At 35.9% G+C, this 25,102-nt stretch carries 27 protein-coding genes and 1 pseudogene; 1 reads left to right on the top strand and 27 read right to left on the bottom strand.

Annotated elements, in window-relative coordinates:
* Window positions 1-254 precede the first annotated feature (254 nt).
* A pseudogene (locus tag BM153_RS10260) lies at window positions 255-410 on the bottom strand (RNA-guided endonuclease TnpB family protein); the annotation flags it as partial.
* Between the two features lie 132 nt (window positions 411-542).
* Between BM153_RS10260 and BM153_RS10255 the strand changes: the two are divergent.
* Window positions 543-1,421: an alpha/beta fold hydrolase gene (locus tag BM153_RS10255; protein ID WP_092873390.1), complete on the top strand. Its 879-nt coding sequence runs from the start codon at window positions 543-545 to the stop codon at window positions 1,419-1,421.
* A 56-nt stretch (window positions 1,422-1,477) separates the two neighbouring features.
* On the opposite strand, the gene tsf is transcribed toward BM153_RS10255, so the two are convergent.
* From tsf to BM153_RS10125, 26 genes are all read right to left on the bottom strand, one after another.
* The gene (gene tsf, locus BM153_RS10250; protein ID WP_092873388.1) at window positions 1,478-2,410 is read right to left on the bottom strand and encodes a translation elongation factor Ts; all 933 of its coding nucleotides are present in this window, start codon (window positions 2,408-2,410) and stop codon (window positions 1,478-1,480) included.
* A 45-nt stretch (window positions 2,411-2,455) separates the two neighbouring features.
* Entirely contained in the window at window positions 2,456-3,187 is a 732-nt protein-coding gene (gene rpsB / locus BM153_RS10245) for a 30S ribosomal protein S2 (protein WP_092873386.1), read from the bottom strand.
* A 194-nt stretch (window positions 3,188-3,381) separates the two neighbouring features.
* The gene (locus tag BM153_RS10240) at window positions 3,382-4,131 is read right to left on the bottom strand and encodes a hypothetical protein (RefSeq protein ID WP_092873384.1); all 750 of its coding nucleotides are present in this window, start codon (window positions 4,129-4,131) and stop codon (window positions 3,382-3,384) included.
* Entirely contained in the window at window positions 4,121-4,960 is an 840-nt protein-coding gene (locus tag BM153_RS10235) for a DUF6115 domain-containing protein (RefSeq protein WP_092873382.1), read from the bottom strand. The genes BM153_RS10240 and BM153_RS10235 overlap by 11 nt, the downstream gene beginning before the upstream one ends.
* Window positions 4,961-5,115: 155 nt before the next feature.
* Window positions 5,116-5,433 carry a hypothetical protein gene (locus tag BM153_RS10230; RefSeq protein WP_092873380.1) on the bottom strand — a complete coding sequence of 106 codons (318 nt, stop codon included), beginning with the start codon at window positions 5,431-5,433 and terminating at the stop codon, window positions 5,116-5,118.
* Window positions 5,434-5,709: 276 nt separating this feature from the next.
* Entirely contained in the window at window positions 5,710-7,317 is a 1,608-nt protein-coding gene (locus BM153_RS10225; RefSeq protein WP_092873378.1) for a DUF342 domain-containing protein, read from the bottom strand.
* A 36-nt stretch (window positions 7,318-7,353) separates the two neighbouring features.
* Complete coding sequence (locus BM153_RS10220) at window positions 7,354-8,121, bottom strand: FliA/WhiG family RNA polymerase sigma factor (protein ID WP_092873418.1); 768 nt, start codon at window positions 8,119-8,121, stop codon at window positions 7,354-7,356.
* Window positions 8,122-8,204: 83 nt separating this feature from the next.
* Window positions 8,205-8,540, bottom strand: a complete 336-nt coding sequence (locus BM153_RS10215; RefSeq protein WP_092873376.1) for a threonine/serine exporter family protein — start codon at window positions 8,538-8,540, stop codon at window positions 8,205-8,207.
* 16 nt (window positions 8,541-8,556) lie between these two features.
* Window positions 8,557-9,036: a chemotaxis protein CheD gene (locus BM153_RS10210; RefSeq protein WP_092873374.1), complete on the bottom strand. Its 480-nt coding sequence runs from the start codon at window positions 9,034-9,036 to the stop codon at window positions 8,557-8,559.
* 19 nt (window positions 9,037-9,055) lie between these two features.
* Window positions 9,056-9,670 carry a chemotaxis protein CheC gene (locus tag BM153_RS10205; protein WP_092873372.1) on the bottom strand — a complete coding sequence of 205 codons (615 nt, stop codon included), beginning with the start codon at window positions 9,668-9,670 and terminating at the stop codon, window positions 9,056-9,058.
* Window positions 9,671-9,736: 66 nt separating this feature from the next.
* Window positions 9,737-10,195 carry a chemotaxis protein CheW gene (locus BM153_RS10200; protein ID WP_092873370.1) on the bottom strand — a complete coding sequence of 153 codons (459 nt, stop codon included), beginning with the start codon at window positions 10,193-10,195 and terminating at the stop codon, window positions 9,737-9,739.
* A gap of 16 nt (window positions 10,196-10,211) precedes the next feature.
* Entirely contained in the window at window positions 10,212-12,326 is a 2,115-nt protein-coding gene (locus BM153_RS10195; protein ID WP_092873368.1) for a chemotaxis protein CheA, read from the bottom strand.
* A gap of 1 nt (window position 12,327) precedes the next feature.
* A complete protein-coding gene (gene cheB / locus BM153_RS10190; RefSeq protein ID WP_092873367.1) occupies window positions 12,328-13,419 on the bottom strand; it encodes a chemotaxis-specific protein-glutamate methyltransferase CheB in 1,092 nt (363 codons plus the stop codon).
* Between the two features lie 3 nt (window positions 13,420-13,422).
* Window positions 13,423-14,169, bottom strand: a complete 747-nt coding sequence (locus BM153_RS10185) for a flagellar brake protein (RefSeq protein WP_092873365.1) — start codon at window positions 14,167-14,169, stop codon at window positions 13,423-13,425.
* Window positions 14,170-14,180: 11 nt separating this feature from the next.
* Window positions 14,181-15,071 carry a MinD/ParA family protein gene (locus BM153_RS10180; RefSeq protein WP_330392074.1) on the bottom strand — a complete coding sequence of 297 codons (891 nt, stop codon included), beginning with the start codon at window positions 15,069-15,071 and terminating at the stop codon, window positions 14,181-14,183.
* Window positions 15,068-16,369, bottom strand: coding sequence for a flagellar biosynthesis GTPase FlhF (flhF, locus tag BM153_RS10175; RefSeq protein WP_092873363.1), 1,302 nt, complete (start codon window positions 16,367-16,369; stop codon window positions 15,068-15,070). Before flhF ends, BM153_RS10180 begins: the two co-directional genes overlap by 4 nt.
* Window positions 16,359-18,419, bottom strand: coding sequence for a flagellar biosynthesis protein FlhA (flhA, locus tag BM153_RS10170; RefSeq protein ID WP_092873361.1), 2,061 nt, complete (start codon window positions 18,417-18,419; stop codon window positions 16,359-16,361). Before flhA ends, flhF begins: the two co-directional genes overlap by 11 nt.
* Window positions 18,420-18,437: 18 nt before the next feature.
* Window positions 18,438-19,565, bottom strand: coding sequence for a flagellar biosynthesis protein FlhB (gene flhB / locus BM153_RS10165; protein WP_092873359.1), 1,128 nt, complete (start codon window positions 19,563-19,565; stop codon window positions 18,438-18,440).
* Between the two features lie 18 nt (window positions 19,566-19,583).
* A complete protein-coding gene (gene fliR, locus BM153_RS10160; RefSeq protein ID WP_092873357.1) occupies window positions 19,584-20,366 on the bottom strand; it encodes a flagellar biosynthetic protein FliR in 783 nt (260 codons plus the stop codon).
* Between the two features lie 4 nt (window positions 20,367-20,370).
* Window positions 20,371-20,643 (bottom strand): flagellar biosynthesis protein FliQ, encoded by a 273-nt coding sequence (gene fliQ, locus BM153_RS10155; RefSeq protein WP_092873355.1) that lies wholly within the window; start codon window positions 20,641-20,643, stop codon window positions 20,371-20,373.
* A gap of 19 nt (window positions 20,644-20,662) precedes the next feature.
* Window positions 20,663-21,544 (bottom strand): flagellar type III secretion system pore protein FliP, encoded by an 882-nt coding sequence (gene fliP, locus BM153_RS10150; protein ID WP_242949121.1) that lies wholly within the window; start codon window positions 21,542-21,544, stop codon window positions 20,663-20,665.
* Between the two features lie 14 nt (window positions 21,545-21,558).
* The gene (locus BM153_RS10145) at window positions 21,559-21,918 is read right to left on the bottom strand and encodes a flagellar biosynthetic protein FliO (RefSeq protein ID WP_177205639.1); all 360 of its coding nucleotides are present in this window, start codon (window positions 21,916-21,918) and stop codon (window positions 21,559-21,561) included.
* 29 nt (window positions 21,919-21,947) lie between these two features.
* Entirely contained in the window at window positions 21,948-22,310 is a 363-nt protein-coding gene (locus BM153_RS10140; RefSeq protein WP_092873351.1) for a response regulator, read from the bottom strand.
* A gap of 21 nt (window positions 22,311-22,331) precedes the next feature.
* Window positions 22,332-23,510: a flagellar motor switch phosphatase FliY gene (fliY, locus tag BM153_RS10135; RefSeq protein ID WP_092873349.1), complete on the bottom strand. Its 1,179-nt coding sequence runs from the start codon at window positions 23,508-23,510 to the stop codon at window positions 22,332-22,334.
* Window positions 23,511-23,514: 4 nt separating this feature from the next.
* Entirely contained in the window at window positions 23,515-24,495 is a 981-nt protein-coding gene (gene fliM / locus BM153_RS10130) for a flagellar motor switch protein FliM (protein WP_092873347.1), read from the bottom strand.
* 79 nt (window positions 24,496-24,574) lie between these two features.
* Window positions 24,575-25,087, bottom strand: coding sequence for a flagellar basal body-associated FliL family protein (locus BM153_RS10125; protein WP_092873345.1), 513 nt, complete (start codon window positions 25,085-25,087; stop codon window positions 24,575-24,577).
* Window positions 25,088-25,102: the final 15 nt, after the last annotated feature.

The raw sequence follows: 25,102 nt of genomic DNA, 5'->3' as shown, positions 1-25,102 counted from the left end.
GCCTTATAGATAAGTTTCTGTCCAAGGCCATAATACAGACATGTAGCGTTCTCTGGTTCTGACTCGCTCTGTGGCATTAGGGACACCTGACAAATCGTAAAGCGGACATTCGGAATCCGCTTCGCTACTTCCTCATGAACGCAGTTGCACTTTGTGCCACCTGTCAGAAGGGGCTTTAACCCCTTCTGACACTAGTAAGCTTATACCCCCGCTTAAAGCTTACGCTTTTGAAGCGGGGGATTGCTTACACTGCGTTCAAAAACAACGAGTGTCTGTTTCGGATTATTCTCAACTAGTGTCTTTGATACCTGATGGTCTACATCCTGCATCCAAAGATTTTCTCGCTGACCGATAGCTTTAATTCTACGTCTCTCTGATGGTGTTTGACACATTTGAAGTTCCTTATAAAGTTATACTTAAGTATGACGATGGTTGATATATAAATATAATGATAAAGAGATATTTTTTTTAAAAAATCAGATAATTTATAATTGTCTATCCTGATTTATTTGAATTATTTTACATTTCTAGGAGGATTTTTTATGATTGAGAAAACATATGTAACTTCTTGTGGGGAGATTCATTATTGGGTTAATAAGGTAGCAAATTTCGACGTTCCACAACTGGTTTTTCTTCCAGGGCTGACTGCGGATCACAGATTGTTTGAGAAGCAAATTGAATATTTTGAAGGGAAATATCCTGTTTTTGTGTGGGATGCACCCGGACATGGGACTTCATGGCCTTTTAAATTTGATTTTGATTTGATGGATAAGGCAAAATGGCTGAATAAGATTCTAAATAAAGAGAAATTTAAAGCTTCAGTTATTATCGGACAATCAATGGGTGGATATGTGGGACAAGCATTTTCTCAGTTATTTCCGAAGGAAATATCAGGGTTTATTTCCATTGATTCTGCTCCTTTACAAAGGCAGTATGTGTCGGGATTAGAGATATGGTTGTTAAAAAGAATGGAGGGGGTATATCGCCACTATCCGTGGAAGGCATTGTTAAAATCCGGAACCAAGGGAGTAGCAACCTCTGAATACGGAAGAAAACTCATGTATGAAATGATGATAGTTTATGACAACGACCAGGAAAGATATGCAAAATTGTCTGGTCATGGATTCAAAATTCTGGCTAAGGCAATGGAGGCAGATTTGCCTTATGAGCTTAGTTGTCCAACGCTTCTTATATGTGGCAGTGAAGATCATGCAGGTTCCTGTATCAGATATAATAAAAAATGGAATAAAAATACAGGATTTCCATTAAAGTGGATTAAGAAAGCCGGACACAATTCTAATACTGATGCTCCAGATGTAGTAAATTCCTTGATTGAGAAAATGGCAAGATCGGTGTATCAGCAAACAATCGCAATTAAAGATGAGTCGGTGAAAAAAAATAGAGGAAATACTTTTAAATAAGCATTTCCTCGTAGTCTTTTTATGTAAGATTAATATTATAACTCAGAATTTAAATATTAACCGTTAATCTGAGCTGCAACTTCTGCTGCAAAGTCTTCGTTTTTCTTTTCAAGTCCTTCGCCAGTTTCAAAACGAACAAATTTCTTAAGTTTGATATCTGTTCCCTGTGCTTTTGAAACTTCTGCAAGATATTTAGATACTGTCTGTTTTCCATCTTCAGCTTTTACATAAACCTGGTCTACAAGACAGATTTCTTTTAATTCTTTATTGATACGCCCTTCAACGATTCCGTTGATAACTTTTTCAGGTTTCTGTGATTCTTTAGGGTCGTTCTTAATCTGAGCAAGAAGAATTTCTTTCTCATGTGCAAGTTCTTCTGCACTGATTTCATCACGAGTAACATATTTTGGATTAAGAGCAGCAACCTGCATAGCAACATTTGTAAGTGCTTCTTTTACTGCATCATTAACTACTGATGTTTCTGCATCAACAATAACACCGATACGTCCGCCACCATGAACATAAGTTACAACACATCCGTTATCTTCTTTAACTTTTTCAAATCTTCTGATTGTAAGATTTTCTCCGATAACTGCTACTTTATCTGTAAGAGCTTCTTTAACTGTCTTAGAAGCATCCTCATTCCATTTTTCTGCAAGGAAAGCATCAATATCAGCTGAATCTGATGAAAGTGCCTGAACTGCTACTGCATCAACGAATGTCTGGAACGTTTCATTTTTAGCAACGAAGTCTGTTTCAGAATTTACTTCAACAACTGCTGCAACATTGTCTTTAACTGCAACACGGCAAAGTCCTTCAGCAGCGATTCTTCCTGCTTTTTTCTCTGCTTTTGCCTGTCCGTTTTTACGTAAGAATTCTACAGCGGCTTCCATATCTCCGTTTGTCTCTGTTAATGCCTTTTTACAGTCCATCATTCCGGCACCGGTCTGCTCACGTAATTCTTTTACCATTGAAGCTGTTATAGCCATTTTTTATTCCTCCATTAAGTTTAAAATTTATAAGTATTGCTATTATTACTCTTGTGTAGCTTCTTCTTCGCCTTCAGCAACTTCTACATCCTGCTGTCCCTGATTTGCTTCAATAACAGCATCAGCCATTTTGGAAACGATAAGTTTTACGGCTCTGATAGCATCATCATTTCCTGGAATTACATAGTCAAGTTCTTCCGGATCACAGTTTGTATCTGCAATACCAATAAGTGGAATACCAAGTGAATGTGCTTCCTGGATACAGATTCTTTCTTTCTTAGGATCTACTACGAAAATAGCATCTGGAAGTTTCTTCATTTCTACGATACCACCGAGATTTTTCTCTAATTTTGCAAGTTCTTTCTTGAGGAGAATAACTTCTTTCTTTGGAAGTACATCAAATGTTCCATCTTCTTCCATAGCTCTGATAGCTTTAAGTCTTGCAATTCTGCTTTCAATTGTCTTGAAGTTTGTAAGCATTCCTCCAAGCCATCTTTCATTTACATAGTACATTCCACAACGCTCTGCTTCAACTCTGATAGCATCCTGAGCCTGTTTCTTTGTACCAACGAAAAGGATAGTACCACCATCAGCAACGATATCTGCTACTGCACGATAAGCCTCATCAACTTTTACTACTGATTTTTGAAGATCGATGATATAGATACCATTTCTTTCTGTGTAGATGTAAGGAGCCATTTTAGGGTTCCATCTTCTTGTCTGATGTCCAAAATGAACACCTGCCTCAAGTAACTGTTTCATTGAAATAATACTCATTTTTAGTCCTCCATTTGGTTTTGTTCTTCCGGATGTTTCTGCTTTATAACCACCTATAGGCACCAGTTATAAAATCGACATCCGTGTTTTTTGCCTACAATATATTATCATAAGACTATTGCTTTTGCAAGAAAAAACTTCCTAATGGTAGTATTTTCCCAATAGGAAGTTTTTAGTCATATGCTTTATATTTTTTAATGTCCTACTAAAATAGATGCAACTTCTTCATATGTGGATGCTGCCGGGAATACTTTATTTCCGGTGGTAATTTTCTGGTCATAGCCGTTACTTTCAAGGTAGCTGTCAAAATTATCTGCATCATCTATAACACCTGCTGTCTGTAACTGCTTAGCTATAGTGTAGGAGCTCATTCCTGATGATACAGTAAATGAAATCGGAGATTTTGAAGCTTCGTTTACTGTGTTATCAGAAGGAGTAGTTAAATTATTATCTGCATTGTTATTGGTATTTTCGTTTTCTTTATCTTTATTTGCAATACCATCTGCTTTAGTATTTTCTTTTATTTTATTATCTTCGTTATTTGAAATTGTAGAAGAATCTTTCTTTGATGTATCATCTTCTTTATTTTTTGATGTTTCGCTGTCATCTTTTTTATCTTTTGATGTGCTATCATCAGTTTTATCTTTATTTTTAGAATCATCCTTTGTTGAAGTATCATTGTTAGATTTCTTACTGTCACCGGAAATTTTTTCTTCAACTTTTGCCTTTAGATTTTCTTCCTTCTTTTTCGCCTCTGAAACGGTTTGGGATTTTTCTGTTGTTTCATCAGGAGATATGTCTTTTTCTGAAAGAGTCATTCCAAGTTCTTTTGCACGCTTCATTATCTGGGCATCTGTCATTAATGCGTCAGGCATAAGGCTTGTGACAATGACTGTCAGTATTATACCTATTCCTAAGCCCCTTAAATAATACTTAAACTTCATTCTTACCACCTTCATATAAGTCTATAACTAATTTTACTTCACCAAGACCTGTTGAAAGTTCTCTGGCTATATCTATTATAGACATACCTTTTTTATGTAATTCGAGAATCTGCTTGTTGTTAAGTTTCTTTGATTTTCCATTTTCTCCGGCTGTTACAGCCTCGCTCATGGCATCAAGTTTTGCTTCACTTTCAGAAACTTTTTTTGAAGCGGTTTTATTTGAGTCTTTTACAACACTTTTTTTGGTTGGAGTATCCTGTGTTTTTGCAGTATTTTCTTCGACTGTCATTTGAGATTTGGTTTTTTCAGGAGCTTCTTTTGCCTGTACATGAGTACTTCTGTTTTGATTTGCTGCTTTAGAATTTTTTAATGCCGCAGTCTGCCTTGAAATGTTATCAGAAATAGCAGCAATCTTTTCAAGCATCACCGTAATGCGATTTTTACTTTCGTCTATGGCAGATGACATGCTTTCTATTTCATCTTGTTTGTCATTAAGCATCTTATAAAGAAACATTATATTTTCATGATTCTTTTCTATCTCCATTATTACGGAATCTGAATACTCGTTAATTGCCATTATTTTTTCATTGGTAAGCTTTTCTAGCGGTCTTTGGGCATCTTCGATACCTTCTTCAACACGCATTTGAATAGTGTCAACAATTTTTTGATTTGCATCACTTAACTGTTTATCCACTATTCTTTGTAATTCCTTTGAACTGTTTTTCGTGAATTCGTCAAATTCTTTGGCAGATAGTTTTTCTGCAACAAAAAAACTTCCGACCATCATAACTATGCCTGCAATAAGCAGACAAATTTGAACAACTGTCATTTATAATTATCTCCTTTAAAAAATCTTTTCATATTAGTCCAATAACAAATCGAACCCTAAAAGCATACAAAAAACATTTTTCCTAAATACATTTAATACTTAAATTTTTTGTTATGTTACCAGAATCTCCCCAGATTCCTGATAGTTTTGTACACTTAAATAGTGACATCGAATGTACTGTATTCAGATGACACTTTTCTTTCTAACTCTTCATCTTCTTTTTTCTGCTGTTCTTTTCTTTTCTTTGCCAGATATTTATTTTTCCCTTCTTCTCTGGCATCAAATTTTTGTTTACTCATATCTGCGTTATTTGCAGTGGTAACCTGGCTTGAATTATCCTGAACTTCCTTATTGAACTGCTGTTGAAAATTACTCTGGTCATTCATGGATTTATTATCCTGCTGCTGTTTGATTATTGAAACATCCTGAACTCTTTGAATGGTACCGTTAAATTCTACTGGACCGACTGCCATTTTTCCCCCTCCTTCTTAATATAACACTTAACTGTTATATATCTATAAGTATTTGCTTATAATTTATACAGTTGATACTTGTTTTTTAAAGCATGAAAAAAGACTTTTTTATCCTCAACAACCCCTATCTTATTTTAATTTTCTGTAATTAAAAGATAGAGGTTGACTATTTATGTACTTGCTTTAATCATACATTGATATTCATTTTTTGTCAAAATAAAGTGGTATTTTTATAATAATTATTTTATATCATTTTATTTTTATTTCACATATGAATTACAAATTTTCAACTTTTACAACACCGTCTGTTATTTTGAATTTGCAATAAGATCTCTCGGCCTTTGTTTTAAAAAAGGCACCTGAAATATTTATATCCACATCCGGATACACAGTCCCTGATACTTCAACTGTGGCACTTTGTCCTGATGTAATCTCCGCTTCTATCTCTTCTGCTTCTTCTTTTTCCTGCTTGATGATTTTTTCCAATTGTTTTACTGTAGCAGATATTTTTTTGATATAGTCATGTTGCTGCGGCGATATTAAATCTCCATTACCTATCTTCTTCCAAAATGATGCAAGGATGGGATAGAGTTTATCTATATCTTTTGTTTTAATCAGTATGTCGTTTTTTATCTCTTTATATCGTTCTCTTTTTAAAGGGCTTACTCCCACTTCTATGTTGGTATGTACTCCCATGGGCGATCCTATCATCTTTGCTCTGACTCCCTTTCCGGCTGCAACTGTGCCACCGGTTATAAAGCCTTTTTTTCCTCCAACATTTATATCACCTGTAGCTGATACATTGCTTTGAATGATGGATTCAGTTTCTATAAATCCACCGGAAATGACCCTTGCATTTTCAATGAATTTTGCAACTACATTTCCTCTTGCCCTTATGACTCCGGAACCCATACCCTGGATTCCTCTTTTCAAAACAATTTGTCCGCCACATGTAATATCTGCACCTTCAACAACTCCGTCTACAATAACATCGCCTTTAGCTTTTATGGAAAATCCTGAATTAACATTTCCTTTTATGTAGACATTTCCACTATATTCTATGTCACCGGTAGAGTTATCAACATTGTTTTTTACTTCGTAAACATTTGACAGATTTACTACTCCACTGACAAGTTTTGCATGACCGTCAACTTTTGAGTACATTTTAAGTCCGTCCTCTGTCATTTCACAATTCTTATCACCTTTTAAAACCAGGTGTTTTTCTACTGTGCATTTTAATATATTTCCTAAAATGTCTTTTCCATTACTTCCTTGTACTTCCGGTTGAAGTTCCGCAATTAACTGTCCTTTATTAACACGGCTTATATTATCAAGCTTTCGATAATCTACGGTTCCATCGGGATTAATGGTTGGTTTTTTTGTAGGTTTTGTATTGAAATGATATGTAATCTTTGCCGGCTTTCCCTCCACTAAAGGTATACCTCTTGCAAAAACATAATCAGTAAAATACTCATGTTCTATACAAAGACCAGCCAAAAACTCTTCATCTATACCAAATTTTATCTTATAATTAAGTATATCTTTTATAAGACCCTGAGTTGTCATCTTTTTTCCATTAGGTGTAGGAGGATAAAATACAACTGTCGCACTCATCCTGTCTGTGGCAATCGATACATACGCCTGCTCATCAATATCAATATCTAAAGGTTTTGGTGTTAACTGAAAAGTCACTGCTGTATCAGTTACTGATAATTCCTCTACTGCTTTTTTAACATTGGCATGAGAATATTTTGTTACATTTCCGTTATCCAGATACTTATAAACATCCTCAACCTTAACCTGCTTTCCGCCTTCAACAGCAGGCCTAATTGTCATAAACAGACCATCATCTTTATTTTCAAGGATAAAAAATCCGTTTTTCATAATTGACCCTCCTTATATAAACCTTTTATGACAGGGTCATCTGTCAGTTAAAATGTTCATATAATTCCCCATCTTCTTTTTCATTTTATGTAAAGCCTTTGTATGTAACTGAGATACTCTGGATTCAGAAACCTCTAAAACCTTACTTATTTCCTTTAAAGTCAATTCTTCATAATAATAAAGTAATATTACTTTTTTCTCTTTTTCCGTAAGAATCTCTAATGACTCCATAAGGATTTCTTTTAACTCAGAAGATTCAACAACCTTTTCCGGTTGCTCAAAATGAGAATTGTTTTCGGCATCCATCACAGGTTCTCCACCTTGGCTTAAGAACTCATTCAAGGAAATTACATTTGTAATTTTCATCTGTGACTGCCAGTTTAATAGTTCTTCGTTTGAGATACCTATTGTACTAGCTATCTCACTATCTGTTGCAGACCTTCCAGTGATACTCTCAACCTGTCTTGATGCCAGGGCTATCTTTTTTTGCTTTTGTCTGAGAGTTCTCGGAATCCAGTCCATTTTTCTTATCTGGTCCAATATCGCTCCTCTTATTCTAAGACTAGCATATGTTTCAAATCTAACAGCCTTGTCCAACTCGAATTTATCAATAGCATCAATAAGCCCGATTATTCCATAGCCTACCAGGTCATCGTATTCTACATTGTATCCCAAGTACATAGAAAGCCTTCCAGCAACCAAGCGTACCAACGGAGCGTATTCAACTATTAGCTGTTCTTTGACTTCTCTTGAACCATCTTTGCTATATGCTTCCCATAACTTTCTTCTTTCAGCCTCATCCATTGCCATTGCCTATACTCCCTTTAGTAAAATTTTAAGAAAAATATCCGGTAATAACCCTTCATTGAACCGCACTGATTTTTTTGCTATTCATTTTCATTATCGTCAGATTCATTTTCCTGGGAATCTTGTGGTCTTTCTGCTTTTGTTTCTACTCCATCTACTTCCTCAAGATCTTTGATTCCTTCCATTTCTTCATCATTAAGCTGTTCTTCTAATGACTGATTTATGTTTTCACTAAAGAATTTGTTTAAAACTCTTTTGGCAACCAACCCAATGATATAAAAAAGTACAAGTACTATAATCAAAGCTCTTAACATATCAAACAACTCATAATTATTTAATATGCAAACAGTACTACAAATAAACCCGGACAACAGCATTATCATCACCGGAACATCTTTTGTTTTCATACTTTTCATGCTGTTACCTCATATTCTACAATATTTTAATCGGTTTTCCAACAGATTTAATATAAAATTCGCCATTTTCACAATTTAACTCTACTGTACGTCCATAATTCAGACCAGTGTCCTGGGCAATTAGTCTTATTCCAAGTTTTTTCAACATTATTTTTGTTGCTTCCACATTTCTTTCACCAATTCGTCCAAGGTCATTGCTTACCTCAAACATTTTTGCTCCACCGGCTATCTTAGCCTGAAGTCTTGATTTTGAAGCTCCTTTGGCAATCATTAATTTTACAAGCTCTTGAATACCGGTATCTGCAAATTTGGCTTTATTAGAGTTGTTTTTTATCTTCGTACTATCCGGTAGCATGACATGGGCTAAGCCCCCCAGCTTGATAACGGGATCGTACAAAGCTATGCCTACACATGATCCCAAACCCAGTGTTGTAACTATATTAGGGCTGGTAGATACTTTTAAATCTGCCATTCCCACTTTTATTACCTCTGCCATAGCAGTCTCCTCATCTTATTTAAATATGAATACCTAAAGAACCAAGAATCTTGTCATATGAATCAGGATCTGGTAGTAATATAAAATAGCCATTGATCAAAACTTCATCTTCCAACTGGTTCTCTATTAAAAGTGCCTCATCTCCGAACATTCCAAACTCAATGGCAGGAACACTTAATATCGCCGCTGCCATATCTATACATAAGTAAGGAATGGAAGCCCCTACTTTAAGATTTGTTAAACCTGACAAGGCAGAAAGGTATGCCCCTGTTATAATATTTCCAATCTCTTTCAAGGCTGACAGTTCCATCTCTGAAAATACCCCTTCTGTATCATCTGATGGTGGCACCAGTTTATTAACTAAATGCTTAGCTGAATCCATTTGTAAAAAGAACATCATGCTTCCGGTAATATCTTCTGTTACTTCAATAAGAATACCCACTACTGTTTCTTCTTCACCGGCAATTATTCCTGCCAAATCCGAAAAATTTAACAGTTCTACTTTAGGAACCTGCATGGAAATCTTTGAATTTAAAAGTCTAGCTAAAGACGTAGCAGCATTACCTGCACCAATATTTCCAATTTCTTTTAATACATCAAAATATATAGAATTAATCTCTTTTAAGTCCTTCATAAAAACCTCCATAAATCAGGCTTACAAATAACACCTAAAATCCAACATCAACGACTTTAAGCAATATTATTCAGGTTCTATTTCACCAATCAGTTTATTTAAATCCAAAAGGGAAATAAGCTGGCCTTCGTGTTTTCCAATTCCATTAATAAACATCTGTTTATCATCCTTGGAATTATTCATTCTGTCTATTTCGGAATTTTCAAGAACAACTACACCTATTACTTCATCAACAGTAAGTCCGCAGGAAGCTGCTGCTTCCATTTTTACTATGATTATTCTGGAAGCTCCGGTATATACATCATCCGGCTGTTCCATTCTAAGCCTCATGCTCATAACAGGAACTACCTCACCACGCAGGTTTATAACTCCTTTAAAATAAGGCTGTGCTTTTGGAACTCTTGTTATTTTCTGCATTCTGACTATGTTGTCTACAAATGTTATGTCGATTCCGTAGCGTTCATTATCTATCCTTACAACAATATATTGTTTTGAATCATTTGCTACTATTTCATTTCTTGCCATATATCTACACCCCCTGTTAAATTAATGGATTAACATCAAGTATCAAGGCAACTTCACCATCTCCTAAGATGGTAGCACCACTTATAACTTTGTTGTTGTTTTCAATGTATTTACCCAGGGATTTGATAACAATTTCCTGCTGTCCTATTAAGTTATCTATGATAAGACCTGCCTGTTTTTCTCCTTTGTTAACAATAACTACTGTGAGATTTGTAGGGTCTTCATTGGTACTTTCAATGTCAAGAATGTCATGCATTCTGATGATAGGTATTACGGTACCTCTGATATGGATAACTTCTTTCGCCTGGACATATTTTATATCATCAACTGAAATATCTTCAATTGTCTGAATACTTCCTAAAGAAATAGCATATTTTTCTGTTCCAATCTCAACCATAAGAGCCTGGATAATAGCAAGGGTAAGAGGCAGTCTGATTATGAATTTACTTCCTCTTCCTAATTCTGTCTTTACTTCTACTTCACCGCTTAAGGCTTCGATTTTTGATTTAACAACATCAAGACCAACACCTCTACCTGAAATATCGGTAATCTTTTTAGCCATTGAGAAACTTGGAAGGAATAATAAATCCACTATATCCTTACTTTCCATGGTAGCTGCCTGTTCTTCGGTAATTACGCCTCTTTCGATAGCCTTTGTTTTTACGCCTTCTACATCGATACCATTACCATCATCACCAACTTCTATGATAACGTTGTTTCCTTCCTGGAAAGCGTTAAGATAAATGGAACCAGTCTCAGGTTTTCCGCTTGCCTTACGCGCTTCTTTGGATTCAAGACCGTGGTCGGCTGAATTTCTAAGCAAATGCATAAGTGGATCACCTATTTCGTCAATAACTGTTCTATCAAGTTCTGTATCTTCACCACTCATGGTAAGTTCCATTTTCTTGTCAAGTTTTTTAGACAGGTCTCTAATCATTCGTGGGAATCTGTTTACTACACTTTCAATAGGTACCATCCTTACCTTCATAACTGATTCGTGAAGGTTTGTGGTAATTCTTTCAAGGTATTCTATCTGCTCTCTGACTCCCTGAGCCTGTGCTGAATTATCATCTGACTGACTGATTGCCACCAGTGAGTTTTTAGCTATGATTAGCTCTGATACCTGATTCATAAGATCATCAAGTTTTTCTATATCTACACGAACTGTTCTGTTGGCAACAGGTTTGCTGGTTTTAGAAGCTGCCGGTTTTTTGGCTGCTGCAGGTGCCGCTGCTTTTTTGGCAGGAGCCGGTGCCGGTGCTGCCGGGGCTGGAGCCGGTGCTGCCGGTGCTGCTTCTTCTGCAGGGGCAGGGGCTGCTTCTTCTTTTTTATCAAAGCTTTCCGGTGAAAGAGATTCTCCGGATACATCTTCTATTTCAGATATGCCCTTGGCAGATTCAACGATTTTTTCCATTGGCTCTGCTGAGATTACTATCATACTAAATTCAAAATCCAGTTTTTCATCTTCAATATCCTGACTGGTTGGATTTGAAGCCAAAATGGTTCCAAAATCCTCAACTGCCTTAAATACTAAAAATGCTCTGGCAGCTTTTAAAATGCAGGTTTCATTTATTTTTACCGTAAAGCCAAAGATGTTCATTCCACCTTCTTTAGCTTCTAACATTTTTCTTTTATCTTCATCTGTAAGAGGTATCTGCATATATTTTTTATCTTTTGCAGATGCTTCGTCTTCTTTTGAAGCTGCCTCACCCTCCGATGCCGGGGCTGGTGCTGAACCTCCATTTTTTTCGATTTCAATAAGTTCGTTTAACCTTTTAATGATAGGTTCGTTGTCTTCTGTTCCTTCATTGGAAGTTTCCCTGATTTCATCAAGATAACTTTGAATGGCATCAAGACATTGAAATACAACATCAATAAGATCTGATGTAACTTTCATTTTTCCGTTTCGAATTTCAGAGAAAACGTTTTCCATATCATGGGTTAAACGCTGCATTCTCTTAAATCCCATTGTTCCGGCCATTCCCTTTAAAGAGTGGGCTGCTCTAAATATCTCATTTACCGTATCTTCATTTTCAGGTTCCTTTTCAAGAACAAGTATATGTTCGTTTAAATTTTGTAAATGTTCGTTTGTCTCGTCAATGAAGACGTCTAAATATTGGCTTACATCCATATTATCGTACCCCCACATTCTTTGAAATCGCAGTGCCTATGTCTTGTAATGGCAATACTTCGTCTACAACTCCTGCCAAAAAAATGCTTTTTGGCATGCCATAAACCACACAGGTCTGCTCATTTTGTGCAACTACATAAATATTCTTGGTTTTTCCTAATCGGGTAATCCCTTTTGTTCCATCGCTTCCCATTCCAGTAAGAACCACACACAATACCTGATCATAATTGGAGTTTTCCAGTGATTCATACATCAGGTCTGCACAGGGCTTTAAACCGCCTACTGCCGGCTCATCGGTCAGCTTTACCTTGTGTCCTCCAGGTATTTTTTCTATCCTGAGTTGTTTTCCTCCAGGAGCAATATAAACATATCCTTTTTGCAGGATTTCGTCATGCTCGGCTTCTTTTACATGAACTGCGCTGATATCATTAAGCTTATTTGCCAGTATTTCCGTAAATCCTACAGGCATGTGCTGGACTATTACTACAGGAGCATTGATATTTTTATCTATGTATGGTACCACCTGGTTCAAGGCTTTCGGGCCTCCGGTTGAGCAGGCAATAGCAACCAGCTTATTTCCTCCTGTCATTTTTCTTCCTGTCCTTGTCACCTTATTTGTTGTTCTGGTATTAGTTCTCTTTGGCGCAGTAGCAACTGAAGAAACTCTGCTGCTTTTTCTTTTTAATCCCAGCACACTATGGAGAACCTGAAGTACAGAAATACTAAATTCCTCACCTCTTGCCTCTATGAAATTTGAAGGTTTATTAAGAAATTCCAAAGAGTTAAGTTTTAAGGCCTTTATTTCTTCTAAAGTGTCTGAGCCATCACCAATAAGGGAACTAATAACTATAGGAATAACATCTATTTTCTCAGCTTGTATTTTTTCTAACAGCTCGATTCCGGTCATTATTGGCATTAATATATCTGTAATTACAACATCATATTCATCGGCATCAGCTTTTAATTTTTCATAAGCCTCCTTACCGTTTTGACATAATGCCACGACTTCAAAACTGCTATCTGATTTGATTATATCACTAAAGACCCTTCTCATAAGTGCAGAGTCTTCAACTATCATTATTTTTTTCGACACTATTTATTTTCCTTTTCCTGACTTTAATGTTCGTCTTTCCTTGGCGAAAATAAATTTAATAAGTTCCTCGCGTATCTTTTCTGTAATATATGCAAACTCAGCCCGTACTTCAAATGAATTATCATCTGTCTTTCTGGCGGGTTCACATGATACAATTCTAATAGGGAGTTCATAGTTTTTACTGGTACTATTTTCAACAAGTTCAAAAGAAATCATATAATATGACCCTTTTTCGTACTCTTCTTTAACTATGGCACGAACCCCTCCAGCACTTATATCGACAATTAATCCGTTTTTCTTTTCTACCAACTGGTAATTATTTTCAAAATCAAATAATATTCCCTCTAAAGTCTCGCTTTTAAAGTCTTTTGTTTCATCAAGCTTTAAATATCTGAAATCTAGGATACATTCCACTCTGAAATATTGTCTTCTTTGATATCTAACAAGCTTATCTAAAAGTGTCATGTAAAAGACATAGACTCTGCCTTCTTTATATCTTCTTTCTATAAGACCTGTGCTCTTGTAAAGTCCCTTATCTGTGTAAAATATTACATTGTATTTTAAAGATACCGGTAAAGGCACCAATCTTCCTTCTTCTATGGGCATGGTAAGAATTACGCCATTATCATCTGTTTCATATATTTTGCTTTTGTAAAAATGCTTTGTATCAATATTTAATTCTTTACCAATCTGGCCTTCTTCTGTGTAAGAGATATCTACTTTATCTCCTGCATTTAAACTGCCTATCATATAGTTTCCCCCTACATTGAGCGTTTTTTAAACATTCTTAAAAGTATGCTTGATATACTTTCTCTTGTTGTCTTTTCCGGCATATATTCCTCTTCATTAATAAGTCTTTTTGCTAAAGATTCAAATGCCTTTGAAGATATTGAATTAGGCATGTATATTGAAACCGGATTCTGCTCTCTTACAGCCCTTACAAGATTAATATCATATGGAATAATTCCTTGAAATTCCATGTTTACATTTAAGAACTGTTTTACTACGGATTCCAGTTTTTTGTATACTAATTCGCCTTCTTCCACGGATGTAACCTTATTGGCTATTACTTTAACCCGACAGTCATTTTTGTTGTATTTAGGGTTTAAGCTCATAGCCTTTAACAATGAGTATGAATCTGTAAGTGATGTAGGTTCATTCGTGACAACTAAAAGTATCTCTGTACCTGCCATGACAAATTCCATAACAGAATCCGAAATACCTGCTCCGGTATCAATAAGTATTGTATCTGCAAGATAATCCAGACTTGCCAGAGAATGGCTAAGATAGCTTAATTGTGAATTATCTATATTTCTCATGGAAACAATACCTGAACCGGCGGAAATAAATCCTATACCGTTAGCACCATAAGTAATAACATCACTCATACTCTTTCCATTATAAATAATATCGCTTAAATTGTATTTTGGTACTGCGCCAAACATAACCTCTACATTTGCCAGACCAAAATCTGCATCAAAAATAAGTACTTTTTTCCCCAGTTCCTGAAATTTAACAGCAAGATTTACTGCTACATTTGATTTTCCAACTCCACCTTTACCGCTAGTAATGGTAATAATCCTGGCAACTGTTGTAGGACGTACTGTATTTTGTTTAATGATGTTTCTTAAATGTTCTGCCTGATCCATCATTGTTTCCCTCCAAGTAATAACTTAACAATCTTTTGAGAGTTAAATACTTCCACATCTTCCGGTACGTTTTGTCCATTAGTAATGTAAGCAATCTGTCCTCCTGTGTATAGTTTCAAATTCAGCAAATTTCCAAAGGTTGCCGTTTCGTCAAGCTTTGTAAATATTATGCTGAAACCACCAATTTTTTTGTAGGCATCTGCAATATTTTTCAGGTCCTTGTATTTGGTGGTTGCACTGAGTACCAAAAATACATCTGTGTCATAATTCTCCCCTACCCTGTCAACCATTTCCTTTATCATATCCTGCTGCTTTTTGTTTTTATGGGAATGTCCCGGCATATCAACAAATATCAGGTCATAGTTTTTATATTTCACTGTTGAATTTATCAGTTCATCAGGAGAATAAATTACCGATAAAGGTGCATCTAATATGTTTGCGTAGGTTCGAAGCTGTTCTGCTGCTGCTATTCTATAGGTATCAGCAGTCAGCATTGCCACTTTGTTTTTGTATTCCAACTTGTATATAGAAGCCAATTTGGCAATTGTAGTGGTCTTTCCAACGCCAGTTGGCCCTACAAAGAAAACAAGTTTTGGTCTTTTTTCTGATAATTCAATTTTTTTAGGCCTTCCAAACTTCAATATCATTTTCTGATATACATTGGATAATATGTAATCAATATGTGTATTTTCCTCAACTACTTTTTCGATTTCCTCTATTATTTCATTTGCATAGATTTCATCAACTTCATTTTCAATAAGGATGTTGTAAATCATCTTTAGAATCGACATATTTTTGCTAAGAGCGTCCTCTTTTTCTTTTTCTATGTCATCTTCGTCAGATTCTTTTTCTTCAACCTCTTCTTTTAAACTTTGGCCTTTGGTGGAAAGCTTTTCTTCAATAAACTGTTGTAAGGAGTCTAATTTTTCCTCTAATGCAGCTTCCGGATTTTTTTCTTCCCTTGTGATTTTAATATCCGGCTGTCTTTCCGGTGGTCTTATTACTATTTTTTCATTTGCCACAGCTTCAAATCCTGAAGACTGTGTTTTTTCTTCATCTTTTATGTCAGTTTTTACAGGTGCCTGAATCGTAGCACCGCCTACAGCTGCTACAGTGTTTATTACAGGCTCTTTTTCTTCTAATGCTGCGGTAACTTCCACCGTAACCGGCTTAATTATTTTCATAATACCCTTTGGCTTTATTGTTTTAACATTTAAGATAATAGCCTGGGTTCCCATCTCATTTTTTGCCTTGGTTATGGCGTCAATCTCCGTATTACCTTGAAACTTTTTAATTATCATCTATTGTCACCATCCCTACTGATTGTAATTCAATGTTAGATTCTATTTCATTATAGGATACCACAATTAAATCTTTAAAATAATCTTCAGTAAGTTTTTTAAAATACATTCTCACTATTGGAGATGTGATTACTATGGCATTCTTGCCAAGATTTTCAAGTTTGTTTGTTTCTACCTCTACTGAAGCCATAAGTTTTTTTGTGGTTTCCGGGTCTAAATTCAAATATGCCCCCTGTTCTGTCTGTTTTACTGCTCCCATTATGGCCTGCTCAGCTTTTGGATCTAAAGTTACAACACTTGTAGTTTCATTGGCAGGGAAATATTTTGCTGAAATGGCCCTTTTTAAACTTTGTCTGACATATTCAGTCAAAATATCCGTATCTCTAGTGGAAACAGAATAATCTGCCAGTGTTTCACATATGTTTGGAAGATCCCTTATGGAAATTCCTTCACTTAAAAGGTTTTTAAGTACTTTTTGTATTTCTCCAAGTCCTAAAAGTTTCGGAGTCAGCTCATCTATTAATGCAGCATTCTTCTCTCTGATATTATCAAGAAGATTTTGTACATCCTGTCTGGTAAGAAGCTCATCAAGATGGGTCCTTATTATCTCGGTAAGATGGGTTGCTATTATGGATGGTGGGTCAACTACCGTATATCCAAGGGTTTCAGCCTTTTCTCTTTGTCCTTCCGTAATCCAGATGGCCGGCAGGTGGAAAGATGGCTCAAAGGTAGGAATTCCGGTAATTTCTTCCTCAACAAATCCCGGATTCATGGCCATGTAATGGTCAAAGAGGATTTCTCCTTCGCTTACCTGTATTCCATGTATTTTGATAATATACTGGTTAGGATTTAACTGAATATTATCTCTTAATCTGATTATTGGAACAACTGCTCCAAGTTCAAGAGCAATCTGTCTTCTTATCATTACAACCCTGTCTAAAAGGTCTCCTCCCTGATTTACATCAGCCAAAGGTATAATTCCATAGCCAAATTCCAATTCTATAGGGTCTACTTTTAAAAGTGTAACTACATTTTCCGGCTTTCTGATTTCCTCGGCAGGACTTGCACCACCGGCTCCTCCTTCGCCCTGCTCTATTTCTTCTTCTATGGCAGCTATGCCAATGCTCTTGTCTACTGACCTTCCTGCTATTATAAATGCGGCTCCAAGGCCTACAAATAATATATGGTTAAGTGGTGTAAGTATACCCAGTAATGCTATAGTACTTCCTACCAGATACAATACCTTTGGTATTCCAAAAAGCTGTGAAATAAGCACTGATGAAAAATCTGCCTGTTTTGAAGCCTTTGTTACAAGAATACCTGTTGATAAGGATATAAGAAGTGATGGAATCTGGCTGACAAGTCCATCACCAATTGTTAAAAGTCCGTACTTTTGTAATGCTTCTGTGGCCTGAAGTCCCTGATTTAATATTCCAAGAACTGTTCCTCCGGCAAAGTTTATAAGGGTAATAATAAGACCGGCTATGGCATCTCCTTTTACATACTTTGTAGCACCATCCATTGAACCGAAAAAGCTTGATTCTTCCTGAATTTTATTACGCCTGTTTTTTGCCTCAACATCATCTATGGCGCCTGTATTCAAGTCGGCATCTATAGCCATCTGTTTACCGGGCATGGCATCAAGTGTAAATCTGGCTGTTACTTCAGCAACCCTTTCAGAACCTTTGTTTATAACGATAAACTGTATTAAAATTAAAACTATGAATACTATAGCTCCAAGTACGATATTTCCTCCACCTACAAAGTCTCCAAAGGTGGTTACGACATTTCCCGGATTTCCCGTTCCCAGTATCAGTCTTGTAGAAGAAACATTAAGGGAAATTCTAAAAATTGTTGTAAATAACAAAAGGGTCGGGAAAAATGACATATCAAGTACTTCTTTTACAAAAAGTGAGTTAAATAAAACTACCATTGCTATGGAAATATTGAATGCCAACATTATATCCAGCAAAGTTGGAGTGATTGGTATTATAAAGAATAATACGGCGCATAAGAGATAAACTGCTACGCCTATATCGCTTTTTTTCATACCCTTTCCCCTCCTTTTTTATCTTTTATGTTTAACACTGTATACATATGCAAGTACCTCTGCCACCGCCTGATATAACTCCTGCGGTATCATCTCTCCTATTTCAACATTTGCATAAAGCATTCTTGCAAGAGGTTTATTCTCAACTATCATTACATTATGTGCTTTTGCTTCTTCTTTTATCTTATTTGCTATAAAATCCGCACCTTTAGCAACTACTACCGGTGCTGATGAATTGTCTGCATCATATTTTAATGCAACAGCTAAGTGAGTCGGGTTTGTAATTACTACATCCGCATCTTTAACATCTTCCATCATTCTTCTTTGAGATGCCTCTCTCATTCGCTGTCTTTGCTGTGACTTTATTTCAGGATTTCCTTCTGTATTTTTGTATTCATCCTTTACTTCCTGTTTTGTCATCTTTACTTCTTCTTTAAATTTGTGCTTTTGGAATGCAAAGTCCATAAGACCAACTACGAAGTAAACAAGACTAATGGTAAATCCCACATCTATTGCTATATCACCTACTGTGGCAACTGCCTCTGTCAGTGACAGATCATACAATAAATATATCGTACCGAATTTATCTTTTATCCTGCTGTAGGCTATATAAACCACTATACCTATCTTAAACAGGGATTTTACCAGTTCAAATAATGATTTTGATGAAAAAATCCTTTTAAATCCGCTTAAGGGATTTATTTTTGAAAGTTTTGGCATCATGGGTTTGGTGGATACTTTTAAACCAACCTGGGCAACATTTACTATAAACATTACTACAAAACCCAAGGCCAAAAAGGGAGCGCATACTTTTAAAATTATTATCAGGCATTCGCTGACAAAGCCATGCATAACTGACATGGATAAACCACCATTTCCATAGCTTCTGACATCTGCTATTTTATTAAAAAACACATGATACAATTCCAAAAAGGAATTTCCAATATATCCCATGCCCAGTTTTAAAATGCAAAAAAGACTAAACAATCCAAAAGCATTGCTTACTTCCTGACTTTTTGCAACCTGACCTTCTTCTCTTGCCTCTTTTAATTTTTTGGCTGTAGGCTCCTCGGTTTTTTCACCGCCGGGACCTTCCTTTGCAAAAAACTGAAGATTATACTCAAGAAGAACCTTTTTTTCCTTCATAAGCACCTTAACCCTATATTAATTATATAAACTTTCCAACATCATAACCATCATTTCCTTCATCTGTGTAAAGATAAATTCCGCAATATCTGGCAATAATGTTATGGTCAGATAAAGAACAATCAGCCCCACCAGCAATTTTATCTGGATACCTACTGCAAACATATTAAGCTGAGGAGCAACTTTTGCAAGTATACCTAAAATCAAATTTATTATGAGCATACAGGCAAATATGGGTAGTACTATTCTAAAGCCTATCATCATATAGTCTGACATGAACTTTAAAACAGTGGCGTATAGTTTTGAATAATTAAAATTCAAACCGTTTATGGGAACTACCTTATAACTGTCTACCAAAGCTCTTAATATGTATTGATGCATGTTTGTTATTATCAATAACATCATCAAAAAATTGTTATATAATACCCCTGAAACACTGGATGAATTATTGGAAACAGGGTCAAATACCATAACCATTGAAAGTCCTATATCTGTATCTATAAGCTTTCCTGCAAGCATTATTATCTGATTGCAGATATCTGCCACAAAACCTAAACTTACTCCTACTATTGCTTCTTTTATAATTATAATTCCATAGCCCAAAACCGTATTATATTCCAAAGTGGTTTGTGGAAGAACCGTATATAACATACAGGCAACAGCAGCCCCAAGGGCTATTTTTACCTTTCTTGGAATACCTCTTAAATTAAAAAAGGGAGCAGCAAAAATAAAAGCTGTTATCCTTACAAATATGGTAAGGAGCATTTCAAATTGTCCTAAAGTGAAACTTAAATTTACCATATTTTTATCCTAAGTATACATCAAAATTATTCCATAACTCTGTAGTAAAACCTATTAACTGGTTTAACATCCATGATCCAAAAATCATTAATCCCACAAAAATGGCCAATATCTTTGGAACAAAGGTAAGGGTCTGTTCCTGAATGGAGGTAACAGTCTGAAATATACTTATTACCAGACCAACCACCAGGGAAATGATAAGTAATGGTGCCGCATTAGTAATAAGTATGTATATTGTCTGCTTTGCTATATCCATTACAACTTCTGTATTTATCATAGCAATTCATCCCCCTTTTTTAATAAAATGTTTTAACGAGATTTCCTATGATAAGATCCCATCCATCTACCAGTACAAACAAGAGTATCTTAAATGGTGCCGATATCATACTCGGCGGCAGCATCATCATACCCATTGACATAAGCACCGATGCCACAACCATATCTATGACTATAAATGGAATATATACTAAAAAACCTATAATGAAGGCCGTTCTTAATTCACTTAAAATAAAACTTGGAATAAGTACAGTCATTGAAACATCATCATAGCTTTTAAAATTTTCGCTTTCACCTGATATATCTAAAAACAGGTCTATATCCTTGGTTTGTGTTTCTTTAAACATAAATTCCCTAAGGGGTTTCTGACCTTTTTTTATTGCCTCTTCCTGGGTAATTTGTCCTGCATCATAAGGCTTTATGGCTTCATCATAAATGGTTGTAAATGTAGGATACATTATAAACAATGTCAAAAAAAGCGCAAGCCCAACTAAAACCTGATTTGGAGGGGCAGTCTGAGTACCAATCGCCTGTCTTGTAAAATGCAATACAACTATTATTCTTGTAAAAGATGTGAGCATAACAAGAAGTGATGGTGCAATAGAAATAACAGTAAGAAAAATCAATATTCTTACCGTTGCCGAAAGATTACCATTCTCATTATTGTATGTAATAGAAAGTCCATCTACATCTGTATGCAAACCATTATTTTCTCCTGCATTTCCTATATCTTTACTATTTTCTGTAGATGTATTATTGCCATTTTCACTTGTCCTTGTGGTAGTGGAATTAGATGTCGCGTTTGATGTGGGATTACATATTACCACAAACACCGCTACCATAAAAAAAACCATCCAGACTCTGGCAAAATGTCTGGCTTTTTTACTTAAATCCCTATTCATTCATAAATGCCTGCCTATTTTTTAAATTTAGCCGCAGTAGCCTTAACTTTTTTCAATACGTCATCGAATCCAGGTGGCGCAGCCCTTTCCCCATTTTTTTCAAACACTTTTGCTTCTTCACTGGTAAGCTCGGTTAACATCGTTATCTCATCCTTGCTTATTCCCAGAACAAGATAACGATCTCCAACTTTCACAACCTGTATATATTTATTGGCGGTAAGCCTGCCCATATCCAAAACTTCTATTTCGGAATCTACCAGATTTTTCTTCTGATAGTTGGCAAGCCACCTTGTTGTAAAATATGTCAATGCCAAAACTACCACAAAGATAAAAAGCACCTGAATAAACTGAAATATGCTGTCTATCCAACTCATATTTATCTCTAGTAATATCATTGACTTTTCTAGCCTACTGCTTTCTTAACAGCTTCTAATACTCTGTCAGCCTGGAAAGGTTTTACAATAAAATCCTTTGCTCCGGACTGAATAGCTTCAATAACCATCGCCTGCTGTCCCATAGCTGAGCACATTACTATACATGCTTCCGGATGAGCAGCTTTAATAGTTTTAAGTGCCTGAATTCCATCCATCTCAGGCATGGTAATATCCATAAGTACTAAATCAGGTTTTGTCTCCTCATATTTTTCAACTGCAACCTTACCATTTTCTGCCTCTCCGGCAACCTCATATCCATTTTTGGTGAGAATGTCCTTAATCATCATTCTCATAAATGCCGCATCATCTGATATTAATACTCTCTTAGCCATCAACTATCCCTCTCTTTTTATTTATTTAATTATTTCAGTTACTCGGATTCCGTAGCTTTCTTCAATTACTACTACTTCTCCTTTTGCAACGTATTTTCCATTAACTAATACATCTATCGGCTCACCGGCAATTTTGTTAAGTTCGATAATGGTACCCGGTGAGAAATCCAAAATCTCCTGAATAGATTTCTTTGTCCTTCCAAGTTCTACTGTTACCTCTAATGGTACATCCATAATGAGATCAATGTTCTCATGTTGCATCATTGGAGAATAATTGCTTTCAAACGGTGAGAACTGAGCAGGTGCAACATTTACCGGTTGTCCGTATCCATATGGCGGCATACCATAAGGTGGCATTGCATAGCCTCCTGCCATATTCGGATCCATTGGCTGTCCCTGCATTGGCATTCCCTGCATAGGCGGAGCCTGTTGAGCAGGTGCTCCCTGAGTAGCTGCAGGTTCCGGCTGTTTTGCTGCTTCAATATCAGGAGTCGGAGCTGAATCTTTGGCAACTGTTGAATCACTTGCCATATTATTTTTGTAGCTTTCATACATCTCTTTTGCAAATGACAATGGATACAACTGCATAATCTCACTGTCTACAAGATCACCAATCTCTAATTTGAAAGATATCTTTACGAACTTGTTTGCAAGGAATGGATCAATATCTGCTCCGTTGAGATTTTCATTTATATCTATAACATCAGCTTTCGGAGGACTGATGTCTATTTTCTTGTTAAGCATGGAAGAAAGTGAAGTAGCCGAGGAACCCATCATCTGGTTCATAGCTTCACAAATGGCACTTAATTGTAATTCTCCCAACTCGCCTTCTGTATTGGTACCATCACCACCCATCATCAAATCGGTGATGGTCATAACATCAGCTTCCTTTAAAACTAAAAGATTACTTCCGTCCAAACCTATCGTATAGGAAATCTGAATAAATACACATGGTTTAACAAAAGTATTAGCTATTTCATCCCAATCAATATATGATACAACAGGGGTTGAAATCTCAACTCTTTGATTTACAAGGGAGAAAAGCGTGGTAGCAGCTGTTCCCATGCTTATATTGGCAATTTCTCCAATGGCGTCTTTTTCAACATCAGTTAAGCCTTCTTCGCCTTCAGCTCCTGCACCGTCGGCACCGCCACTGTTTAACAATGCATTTATTTCTTCCTGGGATAACATTCCATCCATTTTTTCATTGCTCCTCTCTTATAATCGATGTAACCCTTACTGCATAATTATCCTTGGTAGCACCCGGAAGCGCTTTAAACTTTTCTATGTTTCCAACATATACACTAAGTTCTTCATCAATCTTGGTATCTAATCGTATAATGTCTCCTGGTTGCAGGTATGAAAAGTCGCTGACCGAAATAGCACTTTTTCCAAGAACCGCCTTGACAGGCACATCAACTTTTGTAAGCATACCTTCAATAGAATCCCTGTAGGATTTGTCATCCGACTCCTGTCTTGAGGAATACCAGAACTTGGTATTAAGTTTGTCCATAACCTCTTCCAGACAGATATAAGGAAGACATATATTCATAAGTCCTTCAACATTTCCAAGCTTAAGATTTATAGTGACAATAGCAGTCATTTCACTTGGTGAAATTATCTGTGCAAACTGTGAGTTGGTCTCGATTCTTTCAAGATAAGGATCAAGTTCCACAACATTTTCCCATGGTTCTCTTAAAATGTCCACACAAACCTTCATTATTCGCTCAATAATCGTAAGCTCAATCTCTGAAAAATCTCTAATTCTTTCTAAGCTATTGCCTTCCCCTCCCAAAAGTCTGTCAACAATTGCAAAGCCTAAATTGCTGGCAAGTTCTATGATAATATTTCCTTTCAAAGGTGCAAATTCAACAACGCTAAGTAAAACCGGATTTGAAAGGGCATTAGCAAATTCTGAATAGGTTACTGCTTCTGCATTTATGACATCAACCTGAATATTCTTTCTGAAATATACTGTAAGATTGGTTGATAAAAGTCTCGCATAATGCTCAAATATTATCTCTAATGTTCTTAAATGCTCTTTTGAGAATTTTGCAGGTCTGGCAAAGTCGTAGTCCTTAATTTGGACTTCCGGCTCATCGGACATCTCATTTACATCTAATTCACCACTATTTAAAGCCTGAAGGAGATTATCTATTTCATTTTGTGATAATACATCACTCATTGCTTTTCCTCCTGTTTATTTTAAGCGACTTTGTACTAAAACAAATATCACATCATTACATCTTTAAGGCAAATGTTTTTTATTGATATACCGCACTGCTAAATGATACGGATATAATGAAATCTGAATTGAATAATGCCTGTAAGGATTCAAGAATCTCTTCCAGTACTGCATTTTCATCATCTTTAATCTGATCGATGGTATATGAAGATACAACTGAACGAATCTTATCTTTTATAAGGCTTTCTTTCTCGGATATTGTTGCAAAATACTTTTCATAGCCTTCACTTTCTTTATCTACAGATAATGAAACTGAAACTACTGCAAAATGATCTGCTCCGTCTTCACCTTTTTTTAGGTTGATGGTCATACTGTCTGCAATATTATACACTTCAATATTTTCAATCGGTACACTATCTACACCTGTAGTACCATAACTTTCAACTTCTAAGTCTATTGCGCTGGCTACTTTGGCAATAAGCTCATTGGAATTTGATATTGCAGGAACCATTGTGAAAGTAAGCAAAGCTGAAAAAACAATGTTTATGATTAGCAACACACATATAATTATGCTAAACAAGTTTTTTTTCATTAATATTTCCTCCTA

The sequence above is a fragment of the Acetitomaculum ruminis DSM 5522 genome (assembly GCF_900112085.1).
Classification (GTDB): domain Bacteria; phylum Bacillota; class Clostridia; order Lachnospirales; family Lachnospiraceae; genus Acetitomaculum; species Acetitomaculum ruminis.
Note: the sequence above shows the minus strand (reverse complement) of the source record. Positions and strands in the feature narration are given on the sequence as shown.